The organism is Streptomyces sp. NBC_01635 (genome assembly GCF_045209715.1).
Taxonomy (GTDB): domain Bacteria; phylum Actinomycetota; class Actinomycetes; order Streptomycetales; family Streptomycetaceae; genus Streptomyces; species Streptomyces hirsutus.
Window position 1 is genome coordinate 2112064 of the sequence record NZ_CP109277.1, and the last position, 26189, is coordinate 2138252.

Below are 26189 nucleotides of genomic sequence, written 5' to 3' on the forward strand. Positions count from 1 at the left end.
AGGAGGTACCGAGGTGACCGAGCTCGAGCGGCGTCCGCTCCCCCATGACTTCCACCCGCCCGTACCGTCGTTCACGGTGACGAGCAGGGAGGTCGAGGAGGGCGCGACGCTCCGGGAGGCCCAGGTGAAGGCGGGCGGCAACACCTCGCCGCAGTTGCGCTGGACGGACTTCCCGCCGGAGACCAGGAGCTTCGCCGTGACCTGCTACGACCCGGACGCCCCTACGGGGAGCGGGTTCTGGCACTGGGTGGTGTTCGACATCCCGGCCTCGGTGACCGAGCTGCCGACCGGTGCGGGCAGCGGCGCGTTCGAAGGGCTGCCCGTGGGCGCGATTCAGGCGCGCAACGACTACGGCACCAAGGACTTCGGCGGTGCGGCGCCGCCGCCCGGTGACGGACCGCACCGGTATGTGTTCACGGTGTACGCGGTGGATCAGGAGAAGCTCGGTCCGGACTCGGACGCGTCCCCTGCGGTCGTGGGCTTCAACCTGCGGTTCCACACGCTCGCGCGGGCCCGGCTGATCGGTGAGTACGAGGTGCCCGCCGGCTCCTGACCCGATCCCGGCGTTCACGGAACGTTTGCCCGCCCCTGGTCTTGGAATTGATCAGGGGCGGGCATTTTTGTTGCCGGGGACGGGGACACCTCCCGTGAAGCAGCAGATATTGCGTTGTCCATCTCGGCGTGCCCGGCCAGAGTTGATCCCAGTCCGCCGAGGGGTGGGCCGGTGGGCACGGAAGGTGGGCTGGTATGCGGGACACGCTGGTACTGAACGCGAGCTTCGAGCCGTTGTCGACGGTCACCTTGAACCGAGCCGTCGTTCTGGTGCTCCAGGACAAGGCGGTCGTCGAGCAGGCCCACCCCGAGCTGCGGATGCGGGGAGCCGCGGTCGACATACCGGCGCCTCGGGTGATCAGGCTCTGCCAATACGTCAGGGTGCCGTTCCGAAGACGGGCGCCGTGGTCGCGGCGGGGTGTTCTGGTGCGCGACCGGAACCGGTGCGCGTACTGCGGGCGGCGGGCCACCACCGTGGACCACGTGGTGCCGCGGTCGCACGGTGGTCAGGACACCTGGCTGAACACGGTGGCCTCGTGCGCGGAGGACAATCACCGCAAGGCGAACCGGACTCCGGAGCAGGCGGGGATGCCACTGCTGCGGCAGCCGTTCGAGCCGACTCCGGCGGACGCGATGCTGCTGGCGCTGGGGCGGGAGGACTTGGACGCGCTCCCGGAATGGCTGGCTCAGCCCGCGGCCTAGAGCCTGCTTCTCGTACGCATACGGCGGGGCCCGCTTCCCGAGGGAAGCGGGCCCCGCCGTATGCCGGTCGCGTACTGCCGTTCGCCTACCGCCCGTCGTCGGGCTCAGTCTATGGAGGGCTTCTCCCGGCGCTCCGGGATGGTGCCCGAGTTGCCGTTGCCACCGCCCTGGCCGCCACCGCCGAAGCCACCGAAGTTGCCCATGGCGCCCGACAGGCCCTTGAGCGCGTCGCCGATCTCGCTGGGGACGATCCAGAGCTTGTTGGCGTCACCCTCGGCGATCTTCGGAAGCATCTGGAGGTACTGGTAGGAGAGCAGCTTCTGGTCGGGGTCGCCCGCGTGGATCGCCTCGAAGACCGTCCGGACGGCCTGGGCCTCGCCCTCGGCCCTGAGGGCCGCTGCCTTGGCCTCGCCCTCGGCCCGCAGGATCTGGGACTGCTTCTCACCCTCGGCGCGCAGGATCTCGGACTGCCGGACACCTTCTGCCTGGAGGATCGCGGCGCGCTTGTCACGGTCGGCGCGCATCTGCTTCTCCATCGAGTCCTGGATGGAGGTGGGCGGCTCGATCGCCTTGAGCTCGACGCGGTTGACGCGGATGCCCCACTTGCCGGTGGCTTCGTCGAGGACACCGCGCAGGGCCGCGTTGATCTCCTCGCGGGAGGTCAGGGTGCGCTCGAGGTCCATGCCGCCGATGATGTTGCGCAGGGTGGTGACGGTGAGCTGCTCGATCGCCTGGATGTAGCTGGCGACCTCGTAGGTGGCGGCCCGCGCGTCGGTCACCTGGTAGTAGATGACGGTGTCGATGTTGACGACCAGGTTGTCCTGGGTGATCACCGGCTGCGGCGGGAAGGGGACGACCTGTTCGCGCAGGTCGATCCGGTTGCGGATGGTGTCGATGAACGGGACGACGATGTTGAGGCCCGCGTTGAGTGTGCGTGTGTAGCGGCCGAAGCGCTCGACGATGGCCGCGCTTGCCTGCGGGATGACTTGGATCGTCTTGATCAGGGCGATGAAGACCAACACCACCAGGATGATCAGAACGATGATGACCGGTTCCATCGTCGGTTCCCCGTACCCTTCTTCGTCTCGGCGCCTTCGGAAGATCCTATGCCTGTGGAAGATCTTGCTGGTCGAGTCTGCCAGACCGTAGTGCAACTCGCTGGCTGTTCGGTCCAGTTGCTGTCCCGCGGGAGCACGTCGTACGAGGTCGACCGCGCAGGTCGGGCGGTCGGTCGTGCGGTCACATGACGATCGCCGTGGCTCCCTCGATCTCCACGACGTCCACTTCCTGGCCGACTTCGAAGGCATGGCCGGAGTCGAGGGCGCGTGCCGACCAGACCTCGCCGGCGAGTTTGATCCGGCCTCCGGAGCCGTCCACCCGCTCCAGTACGACCGCCTGCCTGCCCTTCAAGGCGTCCACGCCGGTGGCGTGTGGGGGGCGTTGTGTGCGCTGTCGCTTCGCGATGGGCCGTACGACGGCGATGAGAGCGGTCGAGACGACGGCGAAGACCACGACCTGGAGCACGGCGCCGCCACCGAAGATTCCGGAGACCACCGCGGCGGCGACGGCGCCCACCGCGAGCATGCCGAGTTCGGGCATCGCGGTGATCACCAGCGCGATGCCGAGTACAGCCGCACCGATCAGCCACCAGAGCCATGCATCGATGTCCACATGGTCATGGTAGGACCACGCACCCGGTCACCGACAGAGCGCCCGGGGTGTGAACGGGCCTTCTCGGCCCGGTTTTTGAGGGGGCCGTGTCCCGGCGCGTCCCGGAGTCCCCGGACCTGTTCCCTGAACTCTCCTCCGCGCAGGGCCGGTTCGGGCCGTCGGCCTCAGACCATCGGGAGGCCCTGCGCGGTCCAGCGGTCGCCGACCTGCTCCACGACCAGCGGGAGGCCGAAACAGAGGGAGAGGTTGCGGGAGGTGAGCTCGAGTTCCAGCGGGCCGGCGGCGAGGACCTTGCCCTGACGGATCAACAGCACGTGGGTGAAGCCGGGGGCGATCTCCTCGACGTGGTGCGTGACCATGACCATGGAGGGGGCGATCGGGTCGCGGGCGAGGCGGCCGAGGCGGCGTACGAGGTCCTCGCGTCCTCCGAGGTCCAGGCCGGCGGCGGGCTCGTCGAGGAGCAGCAGTTCGGGGTCGGTCATCAGCGCGCGGGCGATGAGGGTGCGCTTGCGCTCGCCCTCGGAGAGGGTGCCGAACGTGCGGTCCACGAACTCGGACATGCCCAGACGGTCGAGGAAGGCGCGGGCGCGCTGTTCGTCGATCTCCTCGTACTCCTCCTGCCAGCCGGCGGTCATGCCGTAGGCGGCGGTCAGTACGGTCTGCAGGACCGTCTGGTTCTTGGGGAGCTTGTCGGCCATGCCGTTGCCGGCGATGCCGATGCGCGGGCGCAGTTCGAAGACGTCGGTGCCGGGGGTGCCGAGGGTCTCGCCGAGGATGGTGGCGGTGCCGTTGCTGGGGAACAGGTAGCTGGAGGCGATATTGAGGAGCGTGGTCTTGCCCGCGCCGTTGGGGCCGAGGATGACCCAGCGCTCACCCTCCTTGACCGACCAGGCCACCTGGTCCACCAGAGCCCGGCCCTCGCGGACCACGGATACGTCCTGAAGCTCCAGAACCTCGCTCATGAGCGCGTTGTCTCCCCTTGCAGTGTGGCCGGGTCTCGGCTGTCTCGTACGCCTGTGATCGGTCCGCCGCCCCCGTGGGCGCAGCCCTCCATGAAATCTACGCCACCGGTCGGCCCGGACATCCCATCGGTCCGGTCCTTAGGGTGGGGGCATGCTCTCGGAACCACGTTCAGGACGTCTCACCTCATGGGGAAATGCCCTTTTCTACGGTCTTGTCTCGCCTGATGACGCCGTGCTCGCCATCGTCGGCGACGACGCGGTGCACCGGGTGGAGGGGTTGCCGGGCGAGCCCGCGCCGGTGGGCCTCACGCTGGCGCTCGGACGGCTGCGGGCGCTCGGGGCGACCGGGCTGCGGATCGCGCTGCCCACGCCGGGGCATCCGCTGGGGCTGAGCGGGCCGCCCGAGTTCAACGCGCGGGCGCTGGAGGCCGGGGAGGCGGTGGTCGGTCACGGGACCGCCCTGGGGCTGGTGCCCCGGGTGTGGGAGGCCGGGCCCGAGGGTGATGTGCATGTGGAGGTCGTCTGGCACTGCCTGCCGGTGCGGGAGGCCCCGCCCGCCGATGTGCCCTCCCTCGGTGAGGCGGAGCGGGAGCTGGCGGAGGCGCTGCGGGAGGCGACCGAGGTCCTGACGCGGCTGGACGTGGCCGGGTCGGGGCCGGTGGCCGAGGCGGCGATCGACGCCTACCGGGCGCGGGCGGAGCCGGGGTGTCAGGTGCTGGCGCCGGGATATCCGCCGCGGGCGGTGCGGGTGCTGGAGCTGGCGCAGCGGGTCGGGGCGCTGGTCTCGCTGGCCCGCGCGAACGGGCATGGGGGCGCGGTGAGCGCCTCGGAGATGGCGGCCCGAGGGGAGGCTCTGCGTCCGGTGGAGCGGACGGCCCGGCGGGCGCAGGTCGCCGCGTACAACTCCGTGGTGGAGGAGCGGGAGCGGGGCGTCGGGTGAGTACCGGTCGGTCGGTGACCGGGGGAACGATCCTTGTGGCCCCGGTGCCCCGGGCGGCGGTGACAACGCCGACCGGCCTCCCGGGTGGGGCCGGGAAGCCGGGGGCGTCACCGGTGGGGTGACGGGCGTCAGCCGTTGACCGCCACGTTGCCGAAGGCGGGGTTCAGCAGGCCGATCACGTTGACGCTGTTGCCGGACACGTTGACCGGGACGTCGACCGGGACCTGGATGACGTTGCCCGAGACGACGCCCGGGGAGCCCACGGCCGTGCCGTCGGCGTGCGCGCCGTCGGTGGCGGAGGCCATGCCCGTACCGGCGGCCAGCAGTCCGCCGGCCATCATCGTCACGGCCGCTGCCTTCTTCAGGTTCTTCACTTTCCGAGCCCTCCTCGCGGTCCCCGCGGCAGGCGCCGCGGTATGTACGGGACAACGGCGGGGGCCGAAGAAGGATGCGCCATCCGGGTGACATTCCCACGACGGTATGAATCTCGGACCGGAGGGGAACCATCCGCCCGGCGCCGGACGTCATGTGCCCGGCCGCCGGGCAGCTGGTCGAGCACTCGGGTGTCCGGAAGCGCTTGAGGGGCTCGGGCTCAGGTGCTCAGCCCGTGGCGCACGGCCCACAGGGCGGCCTGGGTGCGGTCCGACAGGTCGAGTTTCATCAGGATGTTCGAGACGTGGGTCTTCACGGTCTTCTCGGAGAGCACAAGGGCGCGGGCGATCTCCCGGTTGGAGCGTCCGTCCGCTATGAGGCCGAGCACCTCGCGTTCCCGCTCCGTGAGCGAACCGGCGCGGCCCTGACCGGAGTGGGTCTCCTCCTGGGCCAGCAGGGCCCCGGCGACCTCGGCCTGGAGGAGGACGTGCCCGGCGTGCACGGAGCGGATGGCGCCGGCGAGCGCATCGGGGTCGATGTCCTTGTACACGTATCCGGCGGCGCCCGCGCGCAGGGCCGGGACCACGGTGCGCTGCTCGGTGAAGCTGGTGACGATCAGCACGCGCGCGCGATGGTCCAGTTCGCGGAGCCGGCGCAGGGCCTCCACGCCGTCCATGCCCGGCATCCTGACGTCCATCAGGATCACGTCGGGCCGCAGTTCGCCGGCGAGGGCGACTCCTTCGGCGCCGTCCGCGGCCTCGCCGACGACCTCGATGTCGTCCTGCACCTCCAGGAAGGTGCGCAGGCCCCGACGGACCACCTGGTGGTCGTCGACCAGCAGCACCCTGATCGCGTCAGCCACCGGGAACCTCCATCTCGATCGCGGCGCCCTTGCCGGGCTCCGATTCCACGGTCAGGCTGCCGCCGACCCCGCTCGCCCGGTCGCGCATGGAGACCAGGCCGAGATGGCGTCCCGCGCGGCGGATGATTCCCGGGTCGAAGCCCTTGCCGTCGTCGGCGACCCGCAGGACGGCGCCGCTGCCACGGCGTTCCAGGGTGACGTCGACATGGTCGGCCTCCGCGTGCCGCAGCGCGTTGTGCAGCGCCTCCTGCGCCACGCGCAGCACCGCTTCCTCCTGGGTGGCGGGCAGGGCGCGCACACCGCGGGCGGTGAAGGTCACACGCGCGCTGTGCGCGCGGTCGAGGACCTGGACCTGGGTGCGGAGGGTGGCGACGAGGCCGTCCTCGTCCAGGGCTGCGGGGCGCAGCTCGACGACCGCGGCGCGCAGTTCCTCGGCGGCCTCGGCCGCGAGTGCGGCGACCTGCTGGAGTTCCCCCTTGGCCCGGGAGGGGTCGCGGTCCACGAGGCGGGCGGCCGCCTGAGCGGTGAGGCGCAGGGAGAACAGTTTCTGGCTGACGGCGTCGTGGAGCTCGTGTGCGAGACGGGAGCGTTCCTCGGCGATGGTCAGTTCGCGGCTGCGCTCGTAGAGCCGGGCGTTGGTGAGGGCGATCGCGGCGTGCTGGGCCAGGATGCCGAGGACGTCCTCGTCGTCCTGGGTGAATCCGCAGGTGCCGTCCGGCTCGGGACCTCCCGGGGTCTGGGGCGGGTGTCCTTCCGCGGGCCTCAGCTTGTTGGCGAGGAAGAGGGCGCCGATGACCTCGTCGCCGTCGCGGATGGGCAGGCCCAGGAAGTCGACCAGGTCGGGGTGGGCGCTGGGCCAGCCCCCGAAGCGGGGGTCCTTGCGCACGTCGGCGAGGCGCTGAGGTCCGTCCTCGCGCAGCATCGCGGCGAGAACGCCGTGCTGGCGCGGAAGGGGACCGATGGCCTTCCACTGTCCGTCGCTGACACCGTCGACGACGAACTGGGCGAAGCCGCCGTGGTCGTCGGGGACGCCGAGTGCGGCGTACTGGGCGTCGAGCAGCTCACGCGCCGAGGCGACGATCGTCTTGAGGACGTCGCGCACCTCGAGGTGCCTGCTCATGGCCAGCAGCGCGGTGCTCACCGCGGCGAGGCCGGACGGGGGACCGTGGCTCATGTCCTCACGGTACCGGCGGGTCCCGCCACCGCGGATCCGTCCGGTGACGGCGGTGGCCCGGGCCCAAGGTCGTAGGACCTCGGGCCTGCCGGGAGCTCTCCGACGGCCTCTCGCAGTACCGGCCGAGACCCCTCACGGAACGGCTTGCTTCAGCAACCCTCGGTGAGGACCACAGAGGTCCGGTGTGAGGCCGGGCATAGGACGTGCATCACGTACGAAGGTGGATAGGAGAGAAAAAAGGGGCATCTCGGCGGGGCGCATGTCCGATTCGTCCCTCATGCCCCTACCCTGATCCACTATCCGCCTTAGTACGTCACACCTTTGCCCCGCCATTTTGCGGCCGCTAAGAATGGCTCCCGTCGCTCAGCGCCGTGGGTTGTCCCCCCACGGCGTTCGTGCCGGAAGAAACCATGTCCCCACCGGACGTTGAGCGACCTCCGCGCTAGTCGAAGAGGTCTCCCACTCATGTCGAAGAACTTCCTCACCCGTGGTCATGCCCGTGCGTTGAACCGCCATCACAAGATCGCCGTCGCCGGTGTCGCCGCTCTCGGTGCCGCCGCCATCGGCTTCTCGGCCACGCCGAGCGACGCCTCGACGACCACCACGAGCGAGGCGGCCCCCGCCGCGCGGATCTCGTACAGCACCGAACCGATCAAGGACGTCAAGGGCACCATCACCGACCAGCTGGCCGGCTCCGGTGTGAAGACCGAGCTGATCGCGGCGAAGAAGCAGGCAGCCACCGACGCCGCGGCCAAGAAGAAGGCCGACGCGGCCGACGCGAAGAAGAAGGCCGAGCAGGAGCGCGAGACCGAGGAAGCGGCCAGCCGCTCCGGCGACCGCCACTGGGGCGGCAATCGCGTCGACACCGGCAAGCCCGCCCAGGAGAACTACGCCGACAACCTCGACGGCTGGATCCGTGAGTCCCTGGACATCATGAACAAGCGTGGTATCCCGGGCTCGTACGAGGGCATCCACCGCAACATCATCCGGGAGTCCTCGGGCGACCCGAAGGCCATCAACCTGTGGGACATCAACGCCCAGAACGGCATCCCGTCCAAGGGTCTGCTGCAGGTGATCCCGCCGACGTTCACGGCGTACCACGTCCCGGGCACGTCGAAGAACATCTACGACCCGGTCGCGAACATCACCGCCGCCTGCAACTACGCGGCCGACCGGTACGGCTCCATGGACAACGTCTACAGCGCGTACTGAGGTCGGCGCGGACCTCTTCACACGACCTGGCGCGAACGGACACGCCGAAGGGCGGCACCCTCCTGACAGGGTGCCGCCCTTCGGGGCGTACGGCGCGCGGGCGGCCGCTCCGGTTACTTGCGCATGACCTCGGGCTCGTGCCGGCGCAGGAAGCGGGCCACGAAGAAGCCGCAGATCACGCCGAGGGCGATGAGCGCGCCCATGTCCATGAGCCAGGTCCCGGCGGTGTGCTCCCACAGCGGATCGGGGTCGCCCGGCGTCTCCGGCGGGCTGATCAGGTTGAAGTCCAGCGTGGCACCGGAGGCGGCGACCGCCCAGCGCGACGGCATCAGGAACGAGAACTGGTTGACGCCGACCGTGCCGTGCAGCGCGAACAGGCAGCCGGTGAACACGACCTGGATGATCGCGAACATCACCAGCAGCGGCATGGTCTTCTCGGCGGTCTTCACCAGCGCGGAGATGATCAGGCCGAACATCATCGAGGTGAAGCCCAGCGCCATGATCGGGATGGACAGCTCGAGCAGGGTGAAGCCGCCGAGGACCAGTCCCTCCTCGGGGAGCTCCCGGCTGGAGAAACCGATGACGCCGACCAGCAGGCCCTGCAGCACGGTGACCATGCCGAGCACGAACACCTTGGACATCAGATACGCCGAACGGGACAGTCCCGTGGCACGTTCCCGCTCGTAGATGACCCGTTCCTTGATCAGCTCACGTACGGAGTTCGCGGCGCCGGCGAAGCAGGCGCCGACCGCGAGGATCAGCAGGACCGTGGCGGCGGTGCCGTTGGGAGTGATCTGGCCGGCCTGGTTGGGCGCGTTCGGCAGCAGTCCCCTGTCGGGGTCGATGAGCAGACTGACCGCGCCGAGGACGGCCGGCAGGATCACCGTCAGGGCGAGGAAGCCCTTGTCGGAGACGATCACCGAGACGTAACGGCGTACCAGTGTGACGAACTGCGACATCCAGCTCTGCGGCTTCGGCGGCCGCAGCGTCTGCATCTGGGGGGCCGGTACGGACTGCGGCGCGACCGCGTCGATGTCCGCGGCGTACATCTGGTAGTGCTGCGAGCCCTTCCAGCGGCCCGCCCAGTCGTAGTCGCGGTAGTTCTCGAATGCGGAGAAGACGTCGGCCCAGGTGTCGTAGCCGAAGAAGTTCAGCGCCTCGTCGGGCGGACCGAAGTAGGCGACCGAGCCACCGGGTGCCATCACCAGGAGCTTGTCGCAGATCGCCAGCTCGGCCACGGAGTGGGTGACGACGAGGACGGTGCGCCCGTCGTCGGCGAGTCCGCGCAGCAGCTGCATGACATCGCGGTCCATGCCCGGGTCGAGGCCCGAGGTCGGCTCGTCCAGGAAGATCAGCGACGGCTTGGTGAGCAGTTCCAGTGCCACCGAGACCCGCTTGCGCTGACCGCCGGAGAGGGACGTGACCTTCTTGCCCTTGTGGATGTCGAGCTTCAGCTCGCGCAGTACCTCGTCGATGCGGGCATCGCGCTCGGCGGTCGTGGTGTCGGCCGGGAAGCGGAGCTTGGCCGCGTACGTGAGGGCCTTCTTGACGGTCAGCTCCTTGTGCAGGATGTCGTCCTGCGGGACCAGACCGATGCGCTGGCGCAGCTCGGCGAACTGCTTGTAGAGGTTCCGGTTGTCGTAGAGGACTTCGCCCTGGTCGGCCGGCCGGTAGCCGGTGAGCGCCTTGAGCAGGGTCGACTTGCCGGAGCCGGACGGGCCGATGACCGCGATCAGCGACTTCTCGGGCACGCCGAAGGAGACGTCCTTGAGGATCTGCTTGCCGCCGTCGACCGTGACGGTCAGGTGCCGGGCGGAGAAGGACACCTCACCGGTGTCGACGAACTCCTCGAGCCGGTCACCGACGATCCGGAACGTCGAGTGGCCGACGCCGACGATGTCGGTCGGGCCGAGCAGCTGCGTCCCGCCCTTGGCGATCGGCATACCGTTGACGTAGGTGCCGTTGTGCGAGCCCAGGTCGCGGATCTCCATGCGACCGTCGGGCGTCGAGTGGAACTCGGCGTGGTTGCGGGAGACCTGCAGGTCGGAGACGACCAGGTCGTTCTCCAGGGCACGGCCGATCCGCATCACGCGGCCGAGCGAGAACTGGTGGAACGTGGTCGGACTGCGGTCGCCGTACATCGGCGCCGCCCCCGCGGCGCCCCCGGGACCCTGCTGCTGCGGCACGTGCGGCGCGGGCTGCTGCTGCGGCGGCTGCGCGGGCTGCTGCCAGCCGCCCTGCGCCTGCGCCTGCTGCTGCCCCTGCTGGACCCAGCCCGGGGCCGCGCCCTGCACCCCCTGCGCGGCGTACGGCTGCTGCGGCTGCGGCGAGGCGGCCGGGGCCGCGGCGCCGGACAGGGTCACCCGCGGCCCGTCGTTCGCGTTGCCCAGGTTCAGCGCCGTGTCGGAGCTGATCTCCAGATGATGGATCCGCTGCCCCTGCGCGAACGTGCCGTTGGTGCTCCCATGGTCCTCGACGACCCAACTGCGGCCGTTGAAGCTGATCGTGGCGTGACGCCAGGACACCCTGGCATCGTCCACCACGACGTCCCCCTGCGGATCGCGGCCCAGGGTGTACGACCTGGACGGGTCGAGCGTCCAGGTCCGTCCGTTTGATTCCAGTACGAGTTCCGGCACTCCATGCCCCACTGAGTTGTCCCCCGAATTTCCCCCATCGCAGGGAGTCTAGGGATGTCGAACATCGGGGGGAACTATTTCAGGCTCGGCCCTCCGACCGGTAGTCGGGCCTTGCGAAGCGGGCGCCCGACGCTTCGACCGCCGCCGTTGACGGTGTGGAAACCGGGCCGGAGAGTGGTAAACCACGCGAGGGGGACACGCGCGGCCACCTCGCCGCGGGAGCGGATCGGGGGGTCTGCCATGAGTGGTGCCACGAGTGCTGCCACGGGCGTCGGCACCACGGAGCACGGCACGCGCGTGCCGTGGGCGGACGTCGTGATGTCCGCGGTCGCCGCGGTGAGCTGGGCGCTGATCGGAATGGCGGGGACGGCGGCGCTCGGGCTGCACCTGCTGGACGCGGACTCGGCGGGTTCGCTGGGGCCGATGACGGCCGCGGTGGTGGCGCTGGCGGCCGGCGGCTCGGTCACCCCGTCCGGCGACGTGTCGGCGTTCGGGCTGTCGGGCGCGGAGGCGAGCACGGCCGTCGAGATCACGCCACTGGGGGTGAGTCTGGTCGGTGCGCTTCTGCTGTCGTATTTCTTCCTACGGTCCCTGCGGGCCGCGGACGCCCTGTTGTCACCGGCCGAGCTCGTCGCCCGCGCGGGCACGGTCGCAGCGCTCTTCGTGGGCATGTCGGGCGGGCTGGTGTGGGCGGGCCACGACGTCGTGACGATCGACGGGGGCGCGCTGGGGCCGGCCGACCTGCCGGGCGGTGGAGGCGGCGGACTGGAGATTCCGGGGCTGGGCGACCTCGGGGACCTCGAGGGACTGCTGCCGGACCGGATCGGCGACCTCGTCGAGGCCCGGGCGACGGTCGGGTTCACCGTCGACACGGTGCCGACCCTGCTCGGCGGCCTGGGCTGGTCGGTCTGCGTCCTGGCCGTCGCGTTGCTGGCGTCCCGGCGCACTCCGCTGCCACGCGGCTGGGACGCCGTGCACCGGGCCGTACGGCCTGCCGTGTCCGCCCTGGTCATGGTGGGGTTGGTGGCGGTGGCGGCGGGGCTCACGGCGGCGGGGTACGCGGCGATCGACGACGAGCACCCCCGGCGGATCGCCGGGGCGGCTCTGCTGGGCGCGCCGAACGGGGCGTGGCTCGGCCTCCCGATCGGGCTGTTCGTGCCCTGGGACGGGCGGGCGACGGGTGTGCTGCTCGGTGTTCTGCCGCACCCCGTGGACGACCTGCTGCGCGGGGGGTCCGGCCGGCCGGTCACGCTGACCCGGCTGGCCGAGCTCGACGGACGGGTGTGGCTGCTGGGGGTGGCGGCCGCGGTGATGATGCTGCTGGCCGGTGTGCTGGTAGCGGTACGGACACCGCTGGGGGCGACGACCGATCCGGGCGAACCGGGTGGCGGGGTGCCGGGTGCGCGCGGCATCGGTGGTGCGGGTGCCGTACGGGAAGGGGGTGCCGCGGGGTTCGCCTGGCGGTGTGCGCTGCGGCTGGGGGTCGCGACGGCATGGGCCCTGCCTCTGCTGGCCCGGCTGACGGAGGTGTCGGTGAACGCCTCGCTGTCCGTGCTCGGCTTCGACGTGTTCGGGGCGGGCATCGAGTTGCGCGGGAGCCTCGGCATGGCGCTGCTCATGGGCGCCGTCTGGGGTGCGGGCGCGGGTGCCACGGGGGCGCTGCTGGCGTGGGCGAGCGGGGCCGCGGGACGGCGGGCGGCGCCGTTGGCCCGAGCGGCGGCCTCAGCCCCGGAAGATCTCCGGGCCGGGAAGGGCGCGGCGGGCGCGGCGGGTGCCGGCAGTACGGGGGCCGTACGGGGTGCCGGGGCCTTCGGCCCTACGGAGGGCGGGCCGTCGGCCGGGGCGGGAGCCGGGCCGTATGCGCCGGGGGTGCCGTATCGGCCCCCGAATCCGGACACCAACCCGTATCTGACCGTGCCCGAGGAGCTGTGGGGGCCCAAGGACGCCCGCCCGCCCGAGGAGGGGCGGCAGCGGCCCGGCCCGCCACCGGCACTCGGTGACACACGGCCGCCCGGCCGAACGGCGGACGAGCCTCCCCGGGACGGCGGCGGTCCGGGCGAACCGGGCGAGGGCGGGCCGGGCGACGACATCTCCGACGCTCCTACCGTGATCCGTCCCGTCGAACCGCCTCCGCGTGGCCGGCCCGGGGGCGGGCGGTCCGGGGGCGGTGCCGGGCCGTCGGCCGGGAGGCGGCCGCCGTTGTGGCCGGACGAGGGTCCGCCGCCCCCGCCGCCTCCTCCCCCGCCGCCGCGCGGGCCCGGCGGCGGGCGGTGAGAAAGGCCGGGTGAGGGAAGCCGCACCCGGGGCACGTAAGGTCCGGGACACCTCGGTGACACCGAGAGTTCGCTGTCCGCCAGACGGACCTCGGGCGCGCGGGGCACTGCGTGCCGGATACGGTGGGAACACCATGAGTGCATCGCAGACCTCGGACGTTCCCACACTCCTCGTCAAGATCTTCGGCAAGGACAGGCCGGGCATCACAGCCGGTCTCTTCGACACCCTCGCCGCCTACTCCGTCGATGTGGTCGACATCGAGCAGGTCGTCACCCGTGGCCGCATCGTGCTGTGCGCGCTCGTGACCGAGCCGGCGCAGGGCCTGGAGGGCAATCTGCGGGCGACCGTCCACAGCTGGGCGGAGTCCATGAAACTGCAGGCGGAGATCATCTCCGGCATCGGCGACAACCGCCCTCGCGGGCTCGGCCGTTCCCTGGTCACCGTGCTGGGCCACCCGCTCACCGCCGAGACGGCGGCGGCGATCGCCGCGCGGATCACCCGGTCCGGCGCCAACATCGACCGTGTCTTCCGGCTCGCCAAGTACCCGGTGACCGCGGTGGAGTTCGCGGTGTCCGGCACGGAGACGGAGCCGCTGCGCACCGCCCTGGTGACCGATGCGGCGAAGCTCGGCGTCGATATCGCCGTCGTGGCGGCCGGACTGCACCGGCGCGCTCAGCGCCTGGTCGTCATGGATGTGGACTCCACACTCATCCAGGACGAGGTGATCGAGCTCTTCGCCGCCCATGCCGGGTGCCAGGACAAGGTCGCCGAGGTGACCGAGGCGGCGATGCGCGGGGAACTGGACTTCGAGCAGTCGCTGCACGCACGCGTGCGGCTGCTGGCGGGACTGGACGCCTCCGTGGTGGACAAGGTGCGCAACGAGGTACGGCTGACGCCGGGCGCCCGTACCCTGATCCGCACGCTGAAGCGGCTCGGTTACCAGGTGGGTGTGGTCTCCGGGGGGTTCACCCAGGTCACGGACGATCTGAAGGAACAGCTCGCGCTGGACTTCGCCCACGCCAACACGCTGGAGATCGTCGACGGGAAGCTGACCGGCAGGGTCACGGGCGAGATCGTGGACCGGGCGGGCAAGGCGCGGCTGCTGCGCCGGTTCGCCGCCGAAGCGGGGGTTCCGTTGTCGCAGACCGTGGCGATCGGCGACGGCGCGAATGACCTGGACATGCTCAACGCGGCGGGTCTCGGTGTCGCCTTCAACGCCAAGCCGGTGGTACGTCAGGCCGCCCACACGGCCGTGAACTTCCCCTTCCTGGACACGGTCCTGTATCTGCTGGGCATCACGCGCGAAGAGGTCGAGGCGGCGGACATTCTCGATCTGGACTGAGCCGTACGGAGGACTCTCGGGCCCACCGGCCGCACCGCACCCGGTCCGTCCGGGCCACGGCCTTCCTGTTCGCGGCCGCCTTGTTCCCGGCCGCCGGCGCCCTTGCCGGGAGGGGGCCCGGCACCTGGTCCATAGCCGTCGGTGCCCGGCCCCGCCGTCATGCCGTGCGGGTCACTCGCTGGGAGCCCAGTAGTCGAGCAGGGTGGCGACGCCCGGCTCCAGGGACTTCCAGGAGCCGGTGAAGGACAGCACGGCGAAAGCGGCTGCCGGATAGCCGCGGCGGCTCATCCGCTCGCCCGCGTCCCCCTCGGCCGATCCGGCGAGGATCTCGGCGACCGCCTGGACCCCGGGGTTGTGGCCGACCAGGAGCACGTTCTGCGCGTCGTCCGGGGTTTCGTTCAGCAGGGCGATCAGCTCGCCGGGCGAGGCCTCGTAGATCCGCTCCTCGTACACCGTCTTCGGGCGCTGTGGGAACTCGTGCACCGCGATTTTCCACGTCTCCCGGGTCCGGGTCGAGGTGGAGCACAGGGCCAGATCGAAGGCGATGGCGGAGTCGGCGAGCTTGCGTCCGGCGACTGCGGCGTCCGTCCTGCCGCGCTCGGCGAGCGGGCGCTCGTGGTCGGCCACCGGTGGCCAGTCGGCCTTCGCATGCCGGAAAAGGACAATCCTGCGGGGTTCTGCGACGCTCATGTGACCCAGCTTCGCACGAAACAGGCCATGGGGCGCAGGTAGTTGACGGCCACTTCCAGGGTGCTCAGCGGGCTATGAGCTGCTGTGCCCGCTCGATGAGGTGGGTGATCCCGGGCTCGGCGGTCGCCGCGTGCGCGTCCGCGGGGTTCAGGAGCAGGGTGAGCAGCGCGACGAAGGCGAGTGCGGGCAGGGCGAGGGCCCACCACGGCAGCCGGAGGTCGACGCCGCCCCGGGGAGCCGGGTGGGGCCGGGTGTGCGTGCGCGCCGACATGGGGGCCTCCGCTCTTCGAGTGGTCCGTGGCCGCGTCTCGCGGTCACATCTCGAAGGTATGTACTTCCGGGCTCCCAACCCATCCGGTGACCCACCTACTTGACCCTGAGCCTGGCCCCCTAGGGGATAGGGGTGCCAGCACCACCATGGGCCCCGGGCCGGGGCGGCGGGGGTGTCACGGCGCCAGGATGCTCGCGATCACACCGATGACGATGAAGATGGCGAAGAACGCGCCGAAGACGAGCAGCATCTTCTTCTGGCCGTTCTGGGGGTTCGGGTCGAGGACTGGCATGGGCCAAGTCTCGCACCCGCCATCGGTCCGGCGCGCTCCGGGGCGGGGCGGGTCGGAAAACCGGGAGGCCGCGGGCTCAGCGGCCGGCCGCCGCCTCTTCCTCCACCGTGCGGGCACGGCCCGCCAGCACGCCCGCGACCATCTGCGGGATCAGCAGGGCGGCCATGAGCGCCAGCGGCAGGCCCCAGCCGCCGCTGTGCTGGTAGAGGACGCCCACCAGGAGGGGGCCCGGGAGGGAGATCAGATAGCCGGTGCTCTGTGCGAAGGCCGACAGCTTGGCCACACCCGCGCCGGACCTCGCCCGCATCCCGACCATGGTGAGCGCGAGCGGGAAGGCGCAGTTGGCGATGCCCAGCAGCAGCGCCCAGGCCAGGGCGCCGGCGGCGGGCGCGAAGTACAGCCCGGCGTATCCGGCCAGCCCGCTCGCGCCGAGCACGACCACGATCGGGCCCTGGTGGGGCAGCCGCGCGGCGACGCGCGGGATGACGAAGGCGAGCGGCACCCCCATCACCATGATGAGCGCGAGCAACAGCCCGGCCGTGCTCGCGGGCACGCCCGCATCCCGGAAGATCTGGGGCATCCAGCCCATGGTGATGTAGGCGGCGGTTGCCTGGAGCCCGAAGAAGACGGCCAGCGCCCAGGCGGTCCGGCTGCGGGTGATCCGCAGCCCGGGTGCGGGCGCCTGCTCCCGTGACGGGTGCCGGCCGGACACCCGTTCCCCCGGCGTTCCCTCTCCCGGCTTTCCCTCTCCCGGCGTACGCCGCTCTCCCCTGTGCCGCTCCCGCGCGGGCGTCCGCTCCGCCGGTGCCCTGCCCCGCTCCCCCAGGAACAGGAGCCAGGGCAGTACGGCGGCCGCGGCAAGCGCCGCCCACAGGGCGAGTCCCGACTCCCAGTTCCCGCCCAGTGCCTCGGTCACCGGCACGGTCACCGCCGCGGCCAGGGCCGTGCCGAGGGCGAGGGCCATGGAGTACAGGCCGGTCATGGAGCCGACCCGGTCCGGGAACCACTGCTTGACGATGACCGGCATCAGGACGTTGCTGACGGCGATGCCCATGAGCGGGAGGGCGCTGACCGCGAGGAAGCCCGCCGTGCTCCCCGTGAACGGGCGTATCAGCAGACCGGCGCCGATGGCGGTCATGCCGGCGCACACCACCGCACCCGGGCCGAAGCGGCGGGCCAGCCGTGGGGCGGTGACGCCGAAGACGGCGAAGCACAGCGAGGGCAGTGAGGTGAGCAGTCCGGCCACGGTGCCGCTCATACCGAGCCCGGTGCGGACCTCCTCGAGCAGCGCGCCGAGGCTGACGATGGCGGGTCGGAGGTTCAGCGCCGCCAGCACGATGCCGACGACGAGCAGCCGCACCGTCCACGCGCGCGTGCCGGATCGTCCGGCTCCTCGGTCACCGACCTCCGGGCCCCCGGCCTCCCGGTGACCAGGCTCCGGTCCGTCGGTACCCCCGGCGGGCCCCTCACGGGTCTCCGTTCCGTCGGACGCCGGAGCCGCCGCGCACGTGGTCGTGGACGCGACCGTCCGGGATTCCTCGCCAGCCATGAGACCCATCATAGAATCATAGGATGATTGGTTGTCCACGCCTGGAGCGCCGTCCGACGCCTCCGTCGTGCGAAGGTGTGTCATGCCCCTGAGTCATCCCCGTCGTTCCGCGCTGTCCGAGCAGGTCATCGCCGCGCTGCGCGCCCAGATCACCTCGGGCGAGTGGCCGGTCGGCTCCCGCATTCCGACCGAGCCGGAGCTGGTCGAACAGCTGGGGGTGGCCCGTAACACGGTCCGCGAGGCCGTCCGCGCGCTGGCGCACAACGGGCTGCTGGACATTCGCCAGGGCTCGGGCACGTATGTCGTCGCCACGAGTGAGCTGGCGGGTGTGATGCACCGGCGCTTCGCCGACGCCGACCCCGGGCACATCGCGGAACTGCGCTCCACCCTGGAGGCGTCCGCGGCGCGGCTGGCCGCCCGGCGGCGCACCGAGAGAGACCTCAAGCAGCTCGACACGCTGCTGCTGCGCCGCGAGGAGGCCTGGCAGTCGGGTGAGGCGGAATCCTTCGTGGCGGCGGACACCACCTTCCACCTCGCCGTCGTGGCCGCGTCGCACAACGACGTGCTGACCGCGCTGTACGCGGACCTGAGCGAGGTCCTGCGGGACTGGCTGCGCGACGACGTGGGCCAGGAGCTGACCCCCCGGACGCACATGGACCACTCGCGGCTGCTGGACGCGATCCGCGCGGGTGACGCGGCGACGGCGGCCGAGGAGGCCGCCGCCTATCCGCTCGTGTGCCGTCCGGGACGCGTCAGCCCGCCTTCCGGTGGCTGATCCACGCCGTCCCGACCTCCTTCCAGCAGCGTCCGGCGAGCCGCACGGTCTGCGCGGGCCCGGCGGCCACCGGGGCACTGTCGCTGTCGAGGTCCCACCATCGGACGCATTCGATGTGCAGGCGCACGTGGTCGATGCCCGGGTACGGGTTGTGGCAGTACGCGGTCACCCAGGACCCGTCGACCCCGATCCGGCAGGCGGCTCCGAAGGGATCGTCGGACGCCGCGGCGTCCGATCCCGCGTCGGCGGGGTGCACGCGCGCGTGCGGCATCGCCTCGTACGGCATCGCCTCGTACGGCAGGATCGGCACGAGGCCGACACCGGCAGCGACGGCGACGGTCATCGAAGCCAGGCGGTAGAAGCGCACAAGGGGACCTCCTCGGCCGTGCTGGGAGGGAGGGGGATCACGCGACGAACACGTACTCCACGGTCCCCCGCCGACGCCGGGCCCCGCCTGCCCTGCTGAGCCGATCGGGTGACACGGCCGAGGGCCCGCACCCTCACGGGTGCGGGCCCTCGAAGGCCACTGCGGGCGGAACCCGGCCGGGGCTCAGGCGCCGATGGCGTGCAGTCCGCCGTCCACGTGGACGATCTCGCCCGTGGTCTTCGGGAACCAGTCGCTCAGCAGGGCGACGACACCGCGGCCGGCCGGCTCGGGGTCCTTCAGGTCCCACTCCAGCGGGGCACGGGTGTCCCAGACGGAGGCCAGCTCGCCGAAGCCCGGGATGGACTTGGCGGCCATGGAACCGAGCGGGCCCGCCGAGATGAGGTTGCAGCGGATGTTCTGCTTGCCCAGGTCACGGGCCATGTAGCGGCTGGTCGCCTCCAGGGCGGCCTTGGCGGGGCCCATCCAGTCGTACTGCGGCCAGGCGTACTGCGCGTCGAAGGTGAGGCCGACGACGGAGCCGCCGTTCTGCATCAGCGGCAGGCAGGCCATGGTCAGCGACTTCAGGGAGAACGCCGAGACGTGCATGGCCGTGGAGACCGACTCGAACGGCGTGTTCAGGAAGTTGCCGCCGAGCGCGTCCTGCGGCGCGAAGCCGATGGAGTGCACGACGCCGTCGAGGCCGCCGAGCTCCTCGCCCACGATGTCGGCCAGCCGGCCCAAGTGCTCCTCATTGGTCACGTCGAGCTCGATGACCTTGGCGGGCTTGGGGAGCTTCTTGGCGATGCGCTCGGTCAACGTGGGCCGCGGGAACGCGGTCAGGATGATCTCGGCGCCCTGCTCCTGTGCCAGCTTGGCGGTGTGGAAGGCGATGGAGGACTCCGTCAGCACACCGGTGATCAGGACGCGCTTGCCCTCGAGAATTCCGCTCATGATGTTCAGTGACCCATTCCCAGTCCGCCGTCAACGGGAATGACGGCTCCAGTGATGTACGAGGCGTCGTCCGAGGCGAGGAACCGCACCGCGGCGGCGATCTCCTCGGGCTGCGCGTACCGGCCGAGCGGCACCTGCGCCACGATGCCCGCCCGCTGTTCGTCGGTGAGCACCTTGGTCATGTCGGTGTCGACGAAGCCGGGCGCGACGACGTTGAAGGTGATGTTGCGCGAGCCCAGCTCACGGGCGAGGGAGCGCGCGAAGCCGACCAGGCCGGCCTTGGACGCGGCGTAGTTCGCCTGTCCCGCCTGGCCGGCCAGGCCCACCACCGAGGAGATCAGGACGACCCGGCCCTTCCTGGCGCGCAGCATGGCGCGGTTGGCGCGCTTGACGATCCGGAAGGTGCCGGTGAGGTTGGTGTCGACGACCGAGGTGAAGTCCTCCTCGGACATGCGCATCAGGAGCTGGTCCTTGGTGATGCCGGCGTTGGCCACGAGCACCTCGACCGGGCCGTGCTGGGCCTCGATCTCCTTGTAGGCCTGCTCCACCTGCTCGGAGTCGGTGATGTCGCACTTGACGGCGAGGCAGCCCAACTCCGTGAGGGCGGCCGGCGGCTCACCCGAGCGGTACGTGATGGCGACCTTGTCACCGGCGTCGGCGAACGCGCGGGCGATGGCGAGGCCGATGCCCCGGTTGCCTCCGGTGACGAGAACCGAGCGGCTCAACGGATCACCCTTTCGATAGCGGTCTGGTTCCCCCGCCCGAACACCTGAATGACAGGCGGCGACGGCAGGCGGCTTCACCGAAAACCTATCGGTCCGGGCGCACCGGAGGACATTCGGGCACCGACAGTGGCCGATGGGACTCACTGTCGGATCCCTACAGAAACGGCCCGGGTCCCGGTCCGCGTCACCCCACTGCCGTGCCGCGCCACGCGCCGTGCCGTTCGCCGGGGTGCAGGCGGCCGGAACGAGCGCGGGAAAACGCGGGGGACCCGGAGGCGCGGCATGATTCACTGCCCTCGACGGTCCGTCAGCGAGCGTTCGAAGGGAATCCCCACTCGTGCCCCACGAAGTTGATCAGACGTTCCTGGCGCTGCCCCTGCGCCCCCTCGCCGACGCGGCGCTCGCGCGGGCGCGGGCGCTCGGGGCGGAGCACGCGGATTTCCGGCTGGAGCGGGTGCGCGACGCGTCCTGGCGGCTGCGGGACGCCAAGCCGGCCGGCTCGTCGGACACCACCGACCTGGGGTACGCGGTGCGCGTGGTGCACGGCGGGACGTGGGGTTTCGCGTCCGGCGTGGATCTCACCCCGGACGCCGCCGCCAAGGTCGCGTCGCAGGCCGTGGCGATGGCGAAACTGTCCGCCCAGGTGATCAGGGCGGCGGGGTCGAAGGAGCGGGTGGAGCTCGCGGACGAGCCGGTGCATGCCGAGCGGACCTGGGTGTCGTCGTACGGGATCGATCCGTTCGACGTGCCCGCCGGGGAGAAGGCCGGGCTGCTGGCCGAGTGGAGCGCGCGGCTGCTGGCGGCGCGCGGGGTGGACCATGTGGACGCCTCGCTGCTCACCGTGCACGAGAACAAGTTCTACGCGGACACCGCGGGGACCGTCACCACGCAGCAGCGGGTGCGGCTGCACCCCGTGTTCACGGCCGTGTCCGTCGACGAGTCGAGCGGTGAGTTCGACTCCATGCGCACCCTCGCACCGCCCGTCGGGCGCGGCTGGGAGTACCTGACGGGCACCGGCTGGGACTGGGACGACGAGCTGGAGCGGATTCCCGGGCTGCTGGCCGAGAAGATGCGCGCGCCAAGTGTCGAGCCGGGCCTGTACGACCTGGTCGTGGACCCGTCCAACCTGTGGCTGACCATCCACGAGTCCATCGGGCACGCCACCGAACTGGACCGGGCCCTCGGCTACGAGGCGGCCTACGCGGGCACCTCGTTCGCCACCTTCGACCAGCTGGGGAAGCTGAAGTACGGCTCGGAGCTGATGAACGTCACCGGCGACCGCACCGCCGAGCACGGCCTGGCGACCGTCGGGTACGACGACGAGGGCGTCGAGGCGCAGTCCTGGGACCTGGTGAAGGACGGCACGCTGGTCGGCTACCAGCTGGACCGGCGGATCGCGCGGCTGACCGGGTTCGAGCGGTCCAACGGGTGCGCGTTCGCGGATTCCCCCGGGCATGTGCCGGTGCAGCGCATGGCCAATGTGTCGCTGCGGCCGGATCCGGCCGGGATGTCGACCGAGGATCTGATCGGGGGCGTGGACCGGGGCGTCTATGTCGTCGGCGACCGGTCGTGGAGCATCGACATGCAGCGGTACAACTTCCAGTTCACCGGGCAGCGCTTCTACCGGATCGAGAACGGGCGGCTCACGGGGCAGCTGCGGGACGTCGCCTACCAGGCCACGACCACCGACTTCTGGGGTTCCATGACGGCGGTCGGCGGCCCGCAGACGTATGTCCTCGGGGGCGCCTTCAACTGCGGCAAGGCCCAGCCGGGACAGATCGCGGCGGTCTCGCACGGCTGCCCGTCCGCCCTCTTCAAGGGCGTCAACATTCTGAACACCACGCAGGAGGCGGGTCGATGAGCGCGCGCACCACCAAGCCGTACGAGAGCGTCGAGCGCGCTCTCGCCCTGTCCCGGGCCGACGGCTGTGTCGTGATCGCCGACGAGCAGTCGACCGCCAATCTGCGCTGGGCGGGAAACTCGCTCACCACGAACGGCGTCACGCGCGGGCGCACGCTCACCGTCATCGCCACCGTGGACGGCGTGGAGGGCACCGCGTCCGGTGTGGTGTCCCGGTCGGCGGTGACCGTCGACGAGCTGGAGCCCCTGGTGCGGGCCGCCGAGGCCGCCGCGCGGGGTGCCGGTCCCGCCGAGGACGCCCAGCCGCTGGTCACGGGAGTAGCGGGGACGACTGAGTCTCCCGAGTTCACCGAGGCGCCCGCGGAGACCTCGTCCGCCGTGTTCGCCGACTTCGCTCCGGCGCTCGGGGAGGCGTTCGCACGCGCGCGCGTCGGCGGCCGGGAGCTGTACGGCTTCGCCAACCACGAACTGGTGTCCAGCTATCTCGGCACGTCCACGGGCCTGCGGCTGCGGCACGACCAGCCCAACGGGACGCTGGAGCTCAACGCCAAGTCGCCGGACCGTACCCGCTCGGCGTGGGCGGGCCGCTCCACACGGGACTTCAAGGACGTCGACCCCGCGGCGCTCGACGCCGAGCTGGCGGTGCGGCTGGGCTGGGCCGAGCGGCGGCTCGAGCTGCCCGCCGGCCGGTACGAGACGCTGCTGCCGCCTACCGCCGTCGCGGACCTGCTGATCTACCAGCTGTGGTCGGCCTCCGGCCGGGACGCGGCCGAGGGCCGCACGGTGTTCTCCAAGCCCGGCGGCGGCACCCGGGCCGGCGAGCGGCTGACCGGACTGCCGCTGAACCTGCGCAGCGACCCGAACGAGCCGGGCCTGGAGTCGGCCCCGTTCGTGATCGCGCACTCCTCCGGGGGCGACCGGTCGGTGTTCGACAACGGGCTGCCGCTGGCGCCCACCGACTGGGTGCGGGAGGGCGAGCTGAACCGGCTGACCACCAGCAGGCACAGCGCGGCCCTCAGCGGGCTGCCGGTGGCGCCGGCGATCGACAACCTGATCCTGGACGGCGGCGGCGACCGCTCCCTGGAGGAGATGGTCGCGGCCACGGGTCATGGTGAGCCCTGCCTGCTGCTGACCTGCCTGTGGTACATCCGCGAGGTCGACCCGGCGACCCTGCTGCTCACCGGTCTGACCCGGGACGGTGTCTACCTCGTCGAGAACGGCGAGGTCGTCGGCGAGGTCAACAACTTCCGGTTCAACGAGTCGCCGGTGGACCTGCTGGGCCGGGCCACCGAGGCAGGGCGTACGGAGAAGACGCTGCCCAGGGAGTGGGGCGACTGGTTCACCAGGGCCGCGATGCCCGCGCTGCGGGTCCCCGATTTCAATATGAGTTCTGTCAGCCGGGGCGTATAACCTCGTTGCTGTCCGGGCCGTCACCCGACTGCCCGGACGGCAACGAACCGAAGAAGCACCGAGGAGACGCGAGAACCGTGACGGACATCGTCGACGAGCTGAAGTGGCGCGGGCTGTTCGCCCAGTCCACCGACGAGGACGCCTTGCGCAAGGCGATCGCGGACGGTCCTGTCACGTTCTATTGCGGCTTCGACCCGACCGCGCCGTCCCTGCACGTCGGACATCTGGTGCAGGTGCTCACGATGCGCCGGCTCCAGCGGGCCGGACTCCGGCCGCTGGCGCTGGTGGGCGGCGCCACGGGCCAGATCGGCGACCCCCGCCCGACGGCGGAGCGCACGCTGAACGACCCGGAGACGGTGTCCGGCTGGGTGGACCGGCTGCGTGGCCAGATCGAGCCGTTCCTGTCCTTCGAGGGCGAGAACGCGGCCACGATGGTCAACAACCTCGACTGGACGCAGAACCTGTCCGCGATCGAGTTCCTGCGGGACATCGGCAAGTACTTCCGCGTCAACAAGATGCTGACGAAGGACTCCGTCGCACGGCGGCTGGAGTCCTCCGAGGGCATCAGCTACACGGAGTTCAGCTACCAGCTCCTGCAGGGCATGGACTTCCTCCAGCTGTACCGGCGCTACGGCTGCACGCTCCAGCAGGGCGGCAGCGACCAGTGGGGCAACCTCACGGCCGGGCTCGACCTGATCCACCGCCTGGAGCCGGACGCCGAGGCGCACGCGCTGGCGACGCCGCTGATGACGAAGGCGGACGGCACCAAGTTCGGCAAGACCGAGGGCGGCGCCGTCTGGCTCGACCCGGAGATGACCACGCCGTACGCGTTCTACCAGTTCTGGCTGAACGTGGACGACCGGGACATCTCGACCTACCTGCGCATCCTGTCCTTCAGGTCCCGCGAGGAGCTGGAGGCGCTGGAGCAGCAGACGGCGGAGCGCCCGCAGGCGCGCGCGGCGCAGCGCGCCCTGGCGGAGGAGCTGACCACGCTGGTGCACGGCGCCGGTCAGACGGCCGCCGTGATCGCCGCGTCGAAGGCGCTGTTCGGCCAGGGCGAGCTGGCGGAGCTGGACGAGCGGACGCTGACGGCGGCCCTCTCGGAGGTGCCGCATGTCCGGGTCGCCGAACTCGGCCCGGTCGTCGACCTGTTCGCCGAGGTCGGCCTGGTACCCAGCAAGTCGGCCGCGCGGCGCACGGTGAAGGAGGGCGGTGCCTACGTGAACAACGTCAAGGTCACCGCCGAGGACGCCGTCCCCGCGAAGGAGGAGCTGCTGCACGGCCGCTGGCTGGTGCTGCGCCGGGGCAAGAAGAACCTCGCGGCGGTGGAGGTCACGACCGCCTGAGCACACCGCTCGGCGCACCACGTGAACGTCCTCGCGTGACATGACGGGGGCGGCCTCCGGTGGACTGTGGGGTGCCCCACGTTTCCGGAGGCCGCCCCCGTCGTCGCGTCTCCGGGGCCCGGCGCGTCGTACCCGCCGTGCCCGCCGCCGTGCTCGGCGTGCGTCAGGTCCGCTGGGTGCGCCTGCCCTTCATCTGCACATACAGCATGTCGACGAGGAAGACGATGATGACGGCCGCCACCACCTGGAAGATGTGCCGGAGCCAGTCGATGCCCGATGTCGCCTCGACGCCGAAGCCGCGCGCGATGGCGTTGCCCGCGAGGGCGCCGAGGATGCCGCAGATGGTGGTCAGCCACAGTGGACTGTGCTGCTTCCCCGGGATGATCGCCTTCGCGATCAGACCGAGCACGAATCCCACGATGATCGCCCACAACCAGCCCATGACTGCCTCCTGGTACACCTTGACGCGAGCATTACGGCCAGTGTCGGCCCGGACCCGTTACGCCGCATGTCGGCCGTGCCGTACGGACTGCGGCGCAGGCGGGGCGGGCGCAGCGGGGTACGGGCCCGGGGCGCGGACGGGGACACGGGCCGGGCGACCCGGCTTCGTGGGCGCTGGGGGGTGCGGCGTAACGTGGTGCTGTGTGGGCCCGAGTCCCGGCCGGCGCAGGACGGTCGGAGGCAGGGAGAGTCCGATTCGGGCGGATGGTGGAATGCGATGCGGAAGCAGCATGGCAACGGCGGCGTCCAGGTGTTCCGGATCACCGGCGCCAGAACGGGTCTTCAGGAGGACGTGCGCGGGCGGCAGCGCCGGTACGTGATCTCGATGATCGTTCGTACGATTTCGGTCGTCCTCGCGGCCACCCTCTGGAACGTGGAACGGCACGTCGCGATCGTGGCGCTGGCTCTCGGCATGCTGCTGCCGTACATCGCGGTGGTGATCGCCAACGCCGGGCGCGAAAACGCGCCGTCACTGCCGTCGACTCATCTGACGCCGCAGATGCGGCCGATGATCACATCTTCACGGACGAATGACGGTCCGGCGGAATCCGGGACGGAAGATGTGACGCCCGAGCCCACACCCGGCGCACGAACGGAGCGGCCCGAGCCGTCATGGCCTTCGGGACATGACCATGACCGGCCGTAAGCGGAAGACGTTAACCCGCCAAGCTCAAGAAAAGCTCAGATCAATCATGTTGTTCCGGTGCCGGGGGCAGGGTGACCCGTGACATACTTCGTACGCGCTCCGCATCC

General features: G+C 71.1%; 26 protein-coding genes. 11 read left to right on the forward strand and 15 right to left on the reverse strand.

Features of this window, described 5'->3' with window-relative positions; translation table 11 throughout:
- The first annotated feature begins 13 nt into the window (after positions 1-13).
- On the forward strand, positions 14-553 hold the full coding sequence (locus tag OHB56_RS10040) for a YbhB/YbcL family Raf kinase inhibitor-like protein (protein WP_326751936.1): 540 nt from the start codon (positions 14-16) through the stop codon (positions 551-553).
- A 194-nt stretch (positions 554-747) separates the two neighbouring features.
- Entirely contained in the window at positions 748-1254 is a 507-nt protein-coding gene (locus tag OHB56_RS10045; protein ID WP_055573809.1) for an HNH endonuclease, read from the forward strand.
- Positions 1255-1358: 104 nt separating this feature from the next.
- On the opposite strand, the gene OHB56_RS10050 is transcribed toward OHB56_RS10045, so the two are convergent.
- The 3 genes from OHB56_RS10050 to OHB56_RS10060 all read right to left on the reverse strand — a co-directional run bounded on the left by OHB56_RS10050 (position 1359) and on the right by OHB56_RS10060 (position 3887).
- The gene (locus OHB56_RS10050) at positions 1359-2312 is read right to left on the reverse strand and encodes an SPFH domain-containing protein (protein WP_055596026.1); all 954 of its coding nucleotides are present in this window, start codon (positions 2310-2312) and stop codon (positions 1359-1361) included.
- Positions 2313-2493: 181 nt separating this feature from the next.
- The gene (locus OHB56_RS10055) at positions 2494-2925 is read right to left on the reverse strand and encodes an NfeD family protein (RefSeq protein ID WP_326751937.1); all 432 of its coding nucleotides are present in this window, start codon (positions 2923-2925) and stop codon (positions 2494-2496) included.
- A 164-nt stretch (positions 2926-3089) separates the two neighbouring features.
- Complete coding sequence (locus OHB56_RS10060) at positions 3090-3887, reverse strand: ABC transporter ATP-binding protein (protein WP_326751938.1); 798 nt, start codon at positions 3885-3887, stop codon at positions 3090-3092.
- A 151-nt stretch (positions 3888-4038) separates the two neighbouring features.
- On the opposite strand from OHB56_RS10060, the gene OHB56_RS10065 reads away from it, so the two are divergent.
- Positions 4039-4827, forward strand: a complete 789-nt coding sequence (locus OHB56_RS10065) for a hypothetical protein (protein WP_406352752.1) — start codon at positions 4039-4041, stop codon at positions 4825-4827.
- A gap of 128 nt (positions 4828-4955) precedes the next feature.
- On the opposite strand, the gene OHB56_RS10070 is transcribed toward OHB56_RS10065, so the two are convergent.
- The 3 genes from OHB56_RS10070 to OHB56_RS10080 form a co-directional block, all read right to left on the reverse strand.
- Positions 4956-5201: a chaplin gene (locus tag OHB56_RS10070; RefSeq protein WP_326751940.1), complete on the reverse strand. Its 246-nt coding sequence runs from the start codon at positions 5199-5201 to the stop codon at positions 4956-4958.
- 218 nt (positions 5202-5419) lie between these two features.
- Positions 5420-6061, reverse strand: a complete 642-nt coding sequence (locus OHB56_RS10075) for a response regulator (RefSeq protein WP_406352754.1) — start codon at positions 6059-6061, stop codon at positions 5420-5422.
- Positions 6054-7235, reverse strand: a complete 1182-nt coding sequence (locus tag OHB56_RS10080; RefSeq protein ID WP_326751942.1) for a GAF domain-containing sensor histidine kinase — start codon at positions 7233-7235, stop codon at positions 6054-6056. Before OHB56_RS10080 ends, OHB56_RS10075 begins: the two co-directional genes overlap by 8 nt.
- A 465-nt stretch (positions 7236-7700) precedes the next feature.
- Between OHB56_RS10080 and OHB56_RS10085 the strand changes: the two genes are divergently transcribed.
- On the forward strand, positions 7701-8447 hold the full coding sequence (locus OHB56_RS10085) for a transglycosylase SLT domain-containing protein (RefSeq protein WP_406352757.1): 747 nt from the start codon (positions 7701-7703) through the stop codon (positions 8445-8447).
- A 113-nt stretch (positions 8448-8560) separates the two neighbouring features.
- Here the strand turns inward: OHB56_RS10085 and OHB56_RS10090 are convergent, their stop codons facing one another.
- Positions 8561-11083: an FHA domain-containing protein gene (locus OHB56_RS10090; RefSeq protein ID WP_406358991.1), complete on the reverse strand. Its 2523-nt coding sequence runs from the start codon at positions 11081-11083 to the stop codon at positions 8561-8563.
- A 240-nt stretch (positions 11084-11323) separates the two neighbouring features.
- On the opposite strand from OHB56_RS10090, the gene OHB56_RS10095 reads away from it, so the two are divergent.
- Complete coding sequence (locus OHB56_RS10095) at positions 11324-13357, forward strand: streptophobe family protein (RefSeq protein WP_406352759.1); 2034 nt, start codon at positions 11324-11326, stop codon at positions 13355-13357.
- Between the two features lie 133 nt (positions 13358-13490).
- Entirely contained in the window at positions 13491-14699 is a 1209-nt protein-coding gene (serB, locus tag OHB56_RS10100) for a phosphoserine phosphatase SerB (protein ID WP_406352760.1), read from the forward strand.
- A gap of 171 nt (positions 14700-14870) precedes the next feature.
- Here serB and OHB56_RS10105 read toward each other — a convergent pair whose 3' ends face one another.
- The 4 genes from OHB56_RS10105 to OHB56_RS10120 form a co-directional block, all read right to left on the reverse strand.
- The gene (locus OHB56_RS10105; RefSeq protein ID WP_326751947.1) at positions 14871-15389 is read right to left on the reverse strand and encodes a histidine phosphatase family protein; all 519 of its coding nucleotides are present in this window, start codon (positions 15387-15389) and stop codon (positions 14871-14873) included.
- A 64-nt stretch (positions 15390-15453) separates the two neighbouring features.
- The gene (locus OHB56_RS10110; RefSeq protein WP_055596367.1) at positions 15454-15660 is read right to left on the reverse strand and encodes a hypothetical protein; all 207 of its coding nucleotides are present in this window, start codon (positions 15658-15660) and stop codon (positions 15454-15456) included.
- Positions 15661-15835: 175 nt separating this feature from the next.
- Entirely contained in the window at positions 15836-15952 is a 117-nt protein-coding gene (locus OHB56_RS10115) for an SGM_5486 family transporter-associated protein (protein ID WP_095534108.1), read from the reverse strand.
- Positions 15953-16028: 76 nt separating this feature from the next.
- A complete protein-coding gene (locus OHB56_RS10120) occupies positions 16029-17513 on the reverse strand; it encodes a CynX/NimT family MFS transporter (protein WP_406352762.1) in 1485 nt (494 codons plus the stop codon).
- A gap of 70 nt (positions 17514-17583) precedes the next feature.
- Here OHB56_RS10120 and OHB56_RS10125 point away from each other — a divergent pair, with 70 nt between their 5' ends.
- Positions 17584-18276: a FadR/GntR family transcriptional regulator gene (locus OHB56_RS10125; protein ID WP_406352764.1), complete on the forward strand. Its 693-nt coding sequence runs from the start codon at positions 17584-17586 to the stop codon at positions 18274-18276.
- Here the strand turns inward: OHB56_RS10125 and OHB56_RS10130 are convergent.
- The 3 genes from OHB56_RS10130 to fabG form a co-directional block, all read right to left on the reverse strand.
- Positions 18254-18619 (reverse strand): hypothetical protein, encoded by a 366-nt coding sequence (locus OHB56_RS10130; protein ID WP_406358993.1) that lies wholly within the window; start codon positions 18617-18619, stop codon positions 18254-18256. The two genes, OHB56_RS10125 and OHB56_RS10130, sit on opposite strands and share 23 nt — an antisense overlap.
- Positions 18620-18826: 207 nt before the next feature.
- On the reverse strand, positions 18827-19594 hold the full coding sequence (fabI, locus tag OHB56_RS10135; protein ID WP_406352766.1) for an enoyl-ACP reductase FabI: 768 nt from the start codon (positions 19592-19594) through the stop codon (positions 18827-18829).
- A 5-nt stretch (positions 19595-19599) separates the two neighbouring features.
- Positions 19600-20319: a 3-oxoacyl-[acyl-carrier-protein] reductase gene (fabG, locus tag OHB56_RS10140; RefSeq protein ID WP_055596371.1), complete on the reverse strand. Its 720-nt coding sequence runs from the start codon at positions 20317-20319 to the stop codon at positions 19600-19602.
- 337 nt (positions 20320-20656) lie between these two features.
- Here fabG and OHB56_RS10145 point away from each other — a divergent pair, with 337 nt between their 5' ends.
- From OHB56_RS10145 to tyrS, 3 genes are all read left to right on the forward strand, one after another.
- Complete coding sequence (locus OHB56_RS10145; RefSeq protein ID WP_406352768.1) at positions 20657-22180, forward strand: TldD/PmbA family protein; 1524 nt, start codon at positions 20657-20659, stop codon at positions 22178-22180.
- On the forward strand, positions 22177-23589 hold the full coding sequence (locus OHB56_RS10150) for a metallopeptidase TldD-related protein (protein ID WP_406352770.1): 1413 nt from the start codon (positions 22177-22179) through the stop codon (positions 23587-23589). The genes OHB56_RS10145 and OHB56_RS10150 overlap by 4 nt, the downstream gene beginning before the upstream one ends.
- A gap of 77 nt (positions 23590-23666) precedes the next feature.
- Positions 23667-24935, forward strand: coding sequence for a tyrosine--tRNA ligase (tyrS, locus tag OHB56_RS10155; protein WP_406352772.1), 1269 nt, complete (start codon positions 23667-23669; stop codon positions 24933-24935).
- Between the two features lie 163 nt (positions 24936-25098).
- On the opposite strand, the gene OHB56_RS10160 is transcribed toward tyrS, so the two are convergent.
- The gene (locus OHB56_RS10160) at positions 25099-25377 is read right to left on the reverse strand and encodes a GlsB/YeaQ/YmgE family stress response membrane protein (RefSeq protein ID WP_326751954.1); all 279 of its coding nucleotides are present in this window, start codon (positions 25375-25377) and stop codon (positions 25099-25101) included.
- A gap of 276 nt (positions 25378-25653) precedes the next feature.
- Here OHB56_RS10160 and OHB56_RS10165 point away from each other — a divergent pair, with 276 nt between their 5' ends.
- Entirely contained in the window at positions 25654-26082 is a 429-nt protein-coding gene (locus OHB56_RS10165) for a DUF3099 domain-containing protein (RefSeq protein ID WP_326756952.1), read from the forward strand.
- Positions 26083-26189 lie beyond the last annotated feature (107 nt).

Coding starts and splice junctions, on each gene's coding strand:
- OHB56_RS10105 (WP_326751947.1), bottom strand. CDS start 15,389: ATGAGCGTCGCAGAACCCCGCAGGATTGTCCTTTTCCGGCATGCGAAG.
- OHB56_RS10160 (WP_326751954.1), bottom strand. CDS start 25,377: ATGGGCTGGTTGTGGGCGATCATCGTGGGATTCGTGCTCGGTCTGATC.
- OHB56_RS10050 (WP_055596026.1), bottom strand. CDS start 2,312: ATGGAACCGGTCATCATCGTTCTGATCATCCTGGTGGTGTTGGTCTTC.
- OHB56_RS10110 (WP_055596367.1), bottom strand. CDS start 15,660: ATGTCGGCGCGCACGCACACCCGGCCCCACCCGGCTCCCCGGGGCGGC.
- OHB56_RS10150 (WP_406352770.1), top strand. CDS start 22,177: ATGAGCGCGCGCACCACCAAGCCGTACGAGAGCGTCGAGCGCGCTCTC.
- OHB56_RS10065 (WP_406352752.1), top strand. CDS start 4,039: ATGCTCTCGGAACCACGTTCAGGACGTCTCACCTCATGGGGAAATGCC.
- OHB56_RS10165 (WP_326756952.1), top strand. CDS start 25,654: ATGCGGAAGCAGCATGGCAACGGCGGCGTCCAGGTGTTCCGGATCACC.
- OHB56_RS10045 (WP_055573809.1), top strand. CDS start 748: ATGCGGGACACGCTGGTACTGAACGCGAGCTTCGAGCCGTTGTCGACG.
- OHB56_RS10080 (WP_326751942.1), bottom strand. CDS start 7,235: ATGAGCCACGGTCCCCCGTCCGGCCTCGCCGCGGTGAGCACCGCGCTG.
- OHB56_RS10060 (WP_326751938.1), bottom strand. CDS start 3,887: ATGAGCGAGGTTCTGGAGCTTCAGGACGTATCCGTGGTCCGCGAGGGC.
- OHB56_RS10095 (WP_406352759.1), top strand. CDS start 11,324: ATGAGTGGTGCCACGAGTGCTGCCACGGGCGTCGGCACCACGGAGCAC.
- OHB56_RS10125 (WP_406352764.1), top strand. CDS start 17,584: ATGCCCCTGAGTCATCCCCGTCGTTCCGCGCTGTCCGAGCAGGTCATC.
- OHB56_RS10115 (WP_095534108.1), bottom strand. CDS start 15,952: ATGCCAGTCCTCGACCCGAACCCCCAGAACGGCCAGAAGAAGATGCTG.
- OHB56_RS10120 (WP_406352762.1), bottom strand. CDS start 17,513: ATGATGGGTCTCATGGCTGGCGAGGAATCCCGGACGGTCGCGTCCACG.
- serB (WP_406352760.1), top strand. CDS start 13,491: ATGAGTGCATCGCAGACCTCGGACGTTCCCACACTCCTCGTCAAGATC.
- OHB56_RS10130 (WP_406358993.1), bottom strand. CDS start 18,619: ATGACCGTCGCCGTCGCTGCCGGTGTCGGCCTCGTGCCGATCCTGCCG.
- OHB56_RS10085 (WP_406352757.1), top strand. CDS start 7,701: ATGTCGAAGAACTTCCTCACCCGTGGTCATGCCCGTGCGTTGAACCGC.
- fabI (WP_406352766.1), bottom strand. CDS start 19,594: ATGAGCGGAATTCTCGAGGGCAAGCGCGTCCTGATCACCGGTGTGCTG.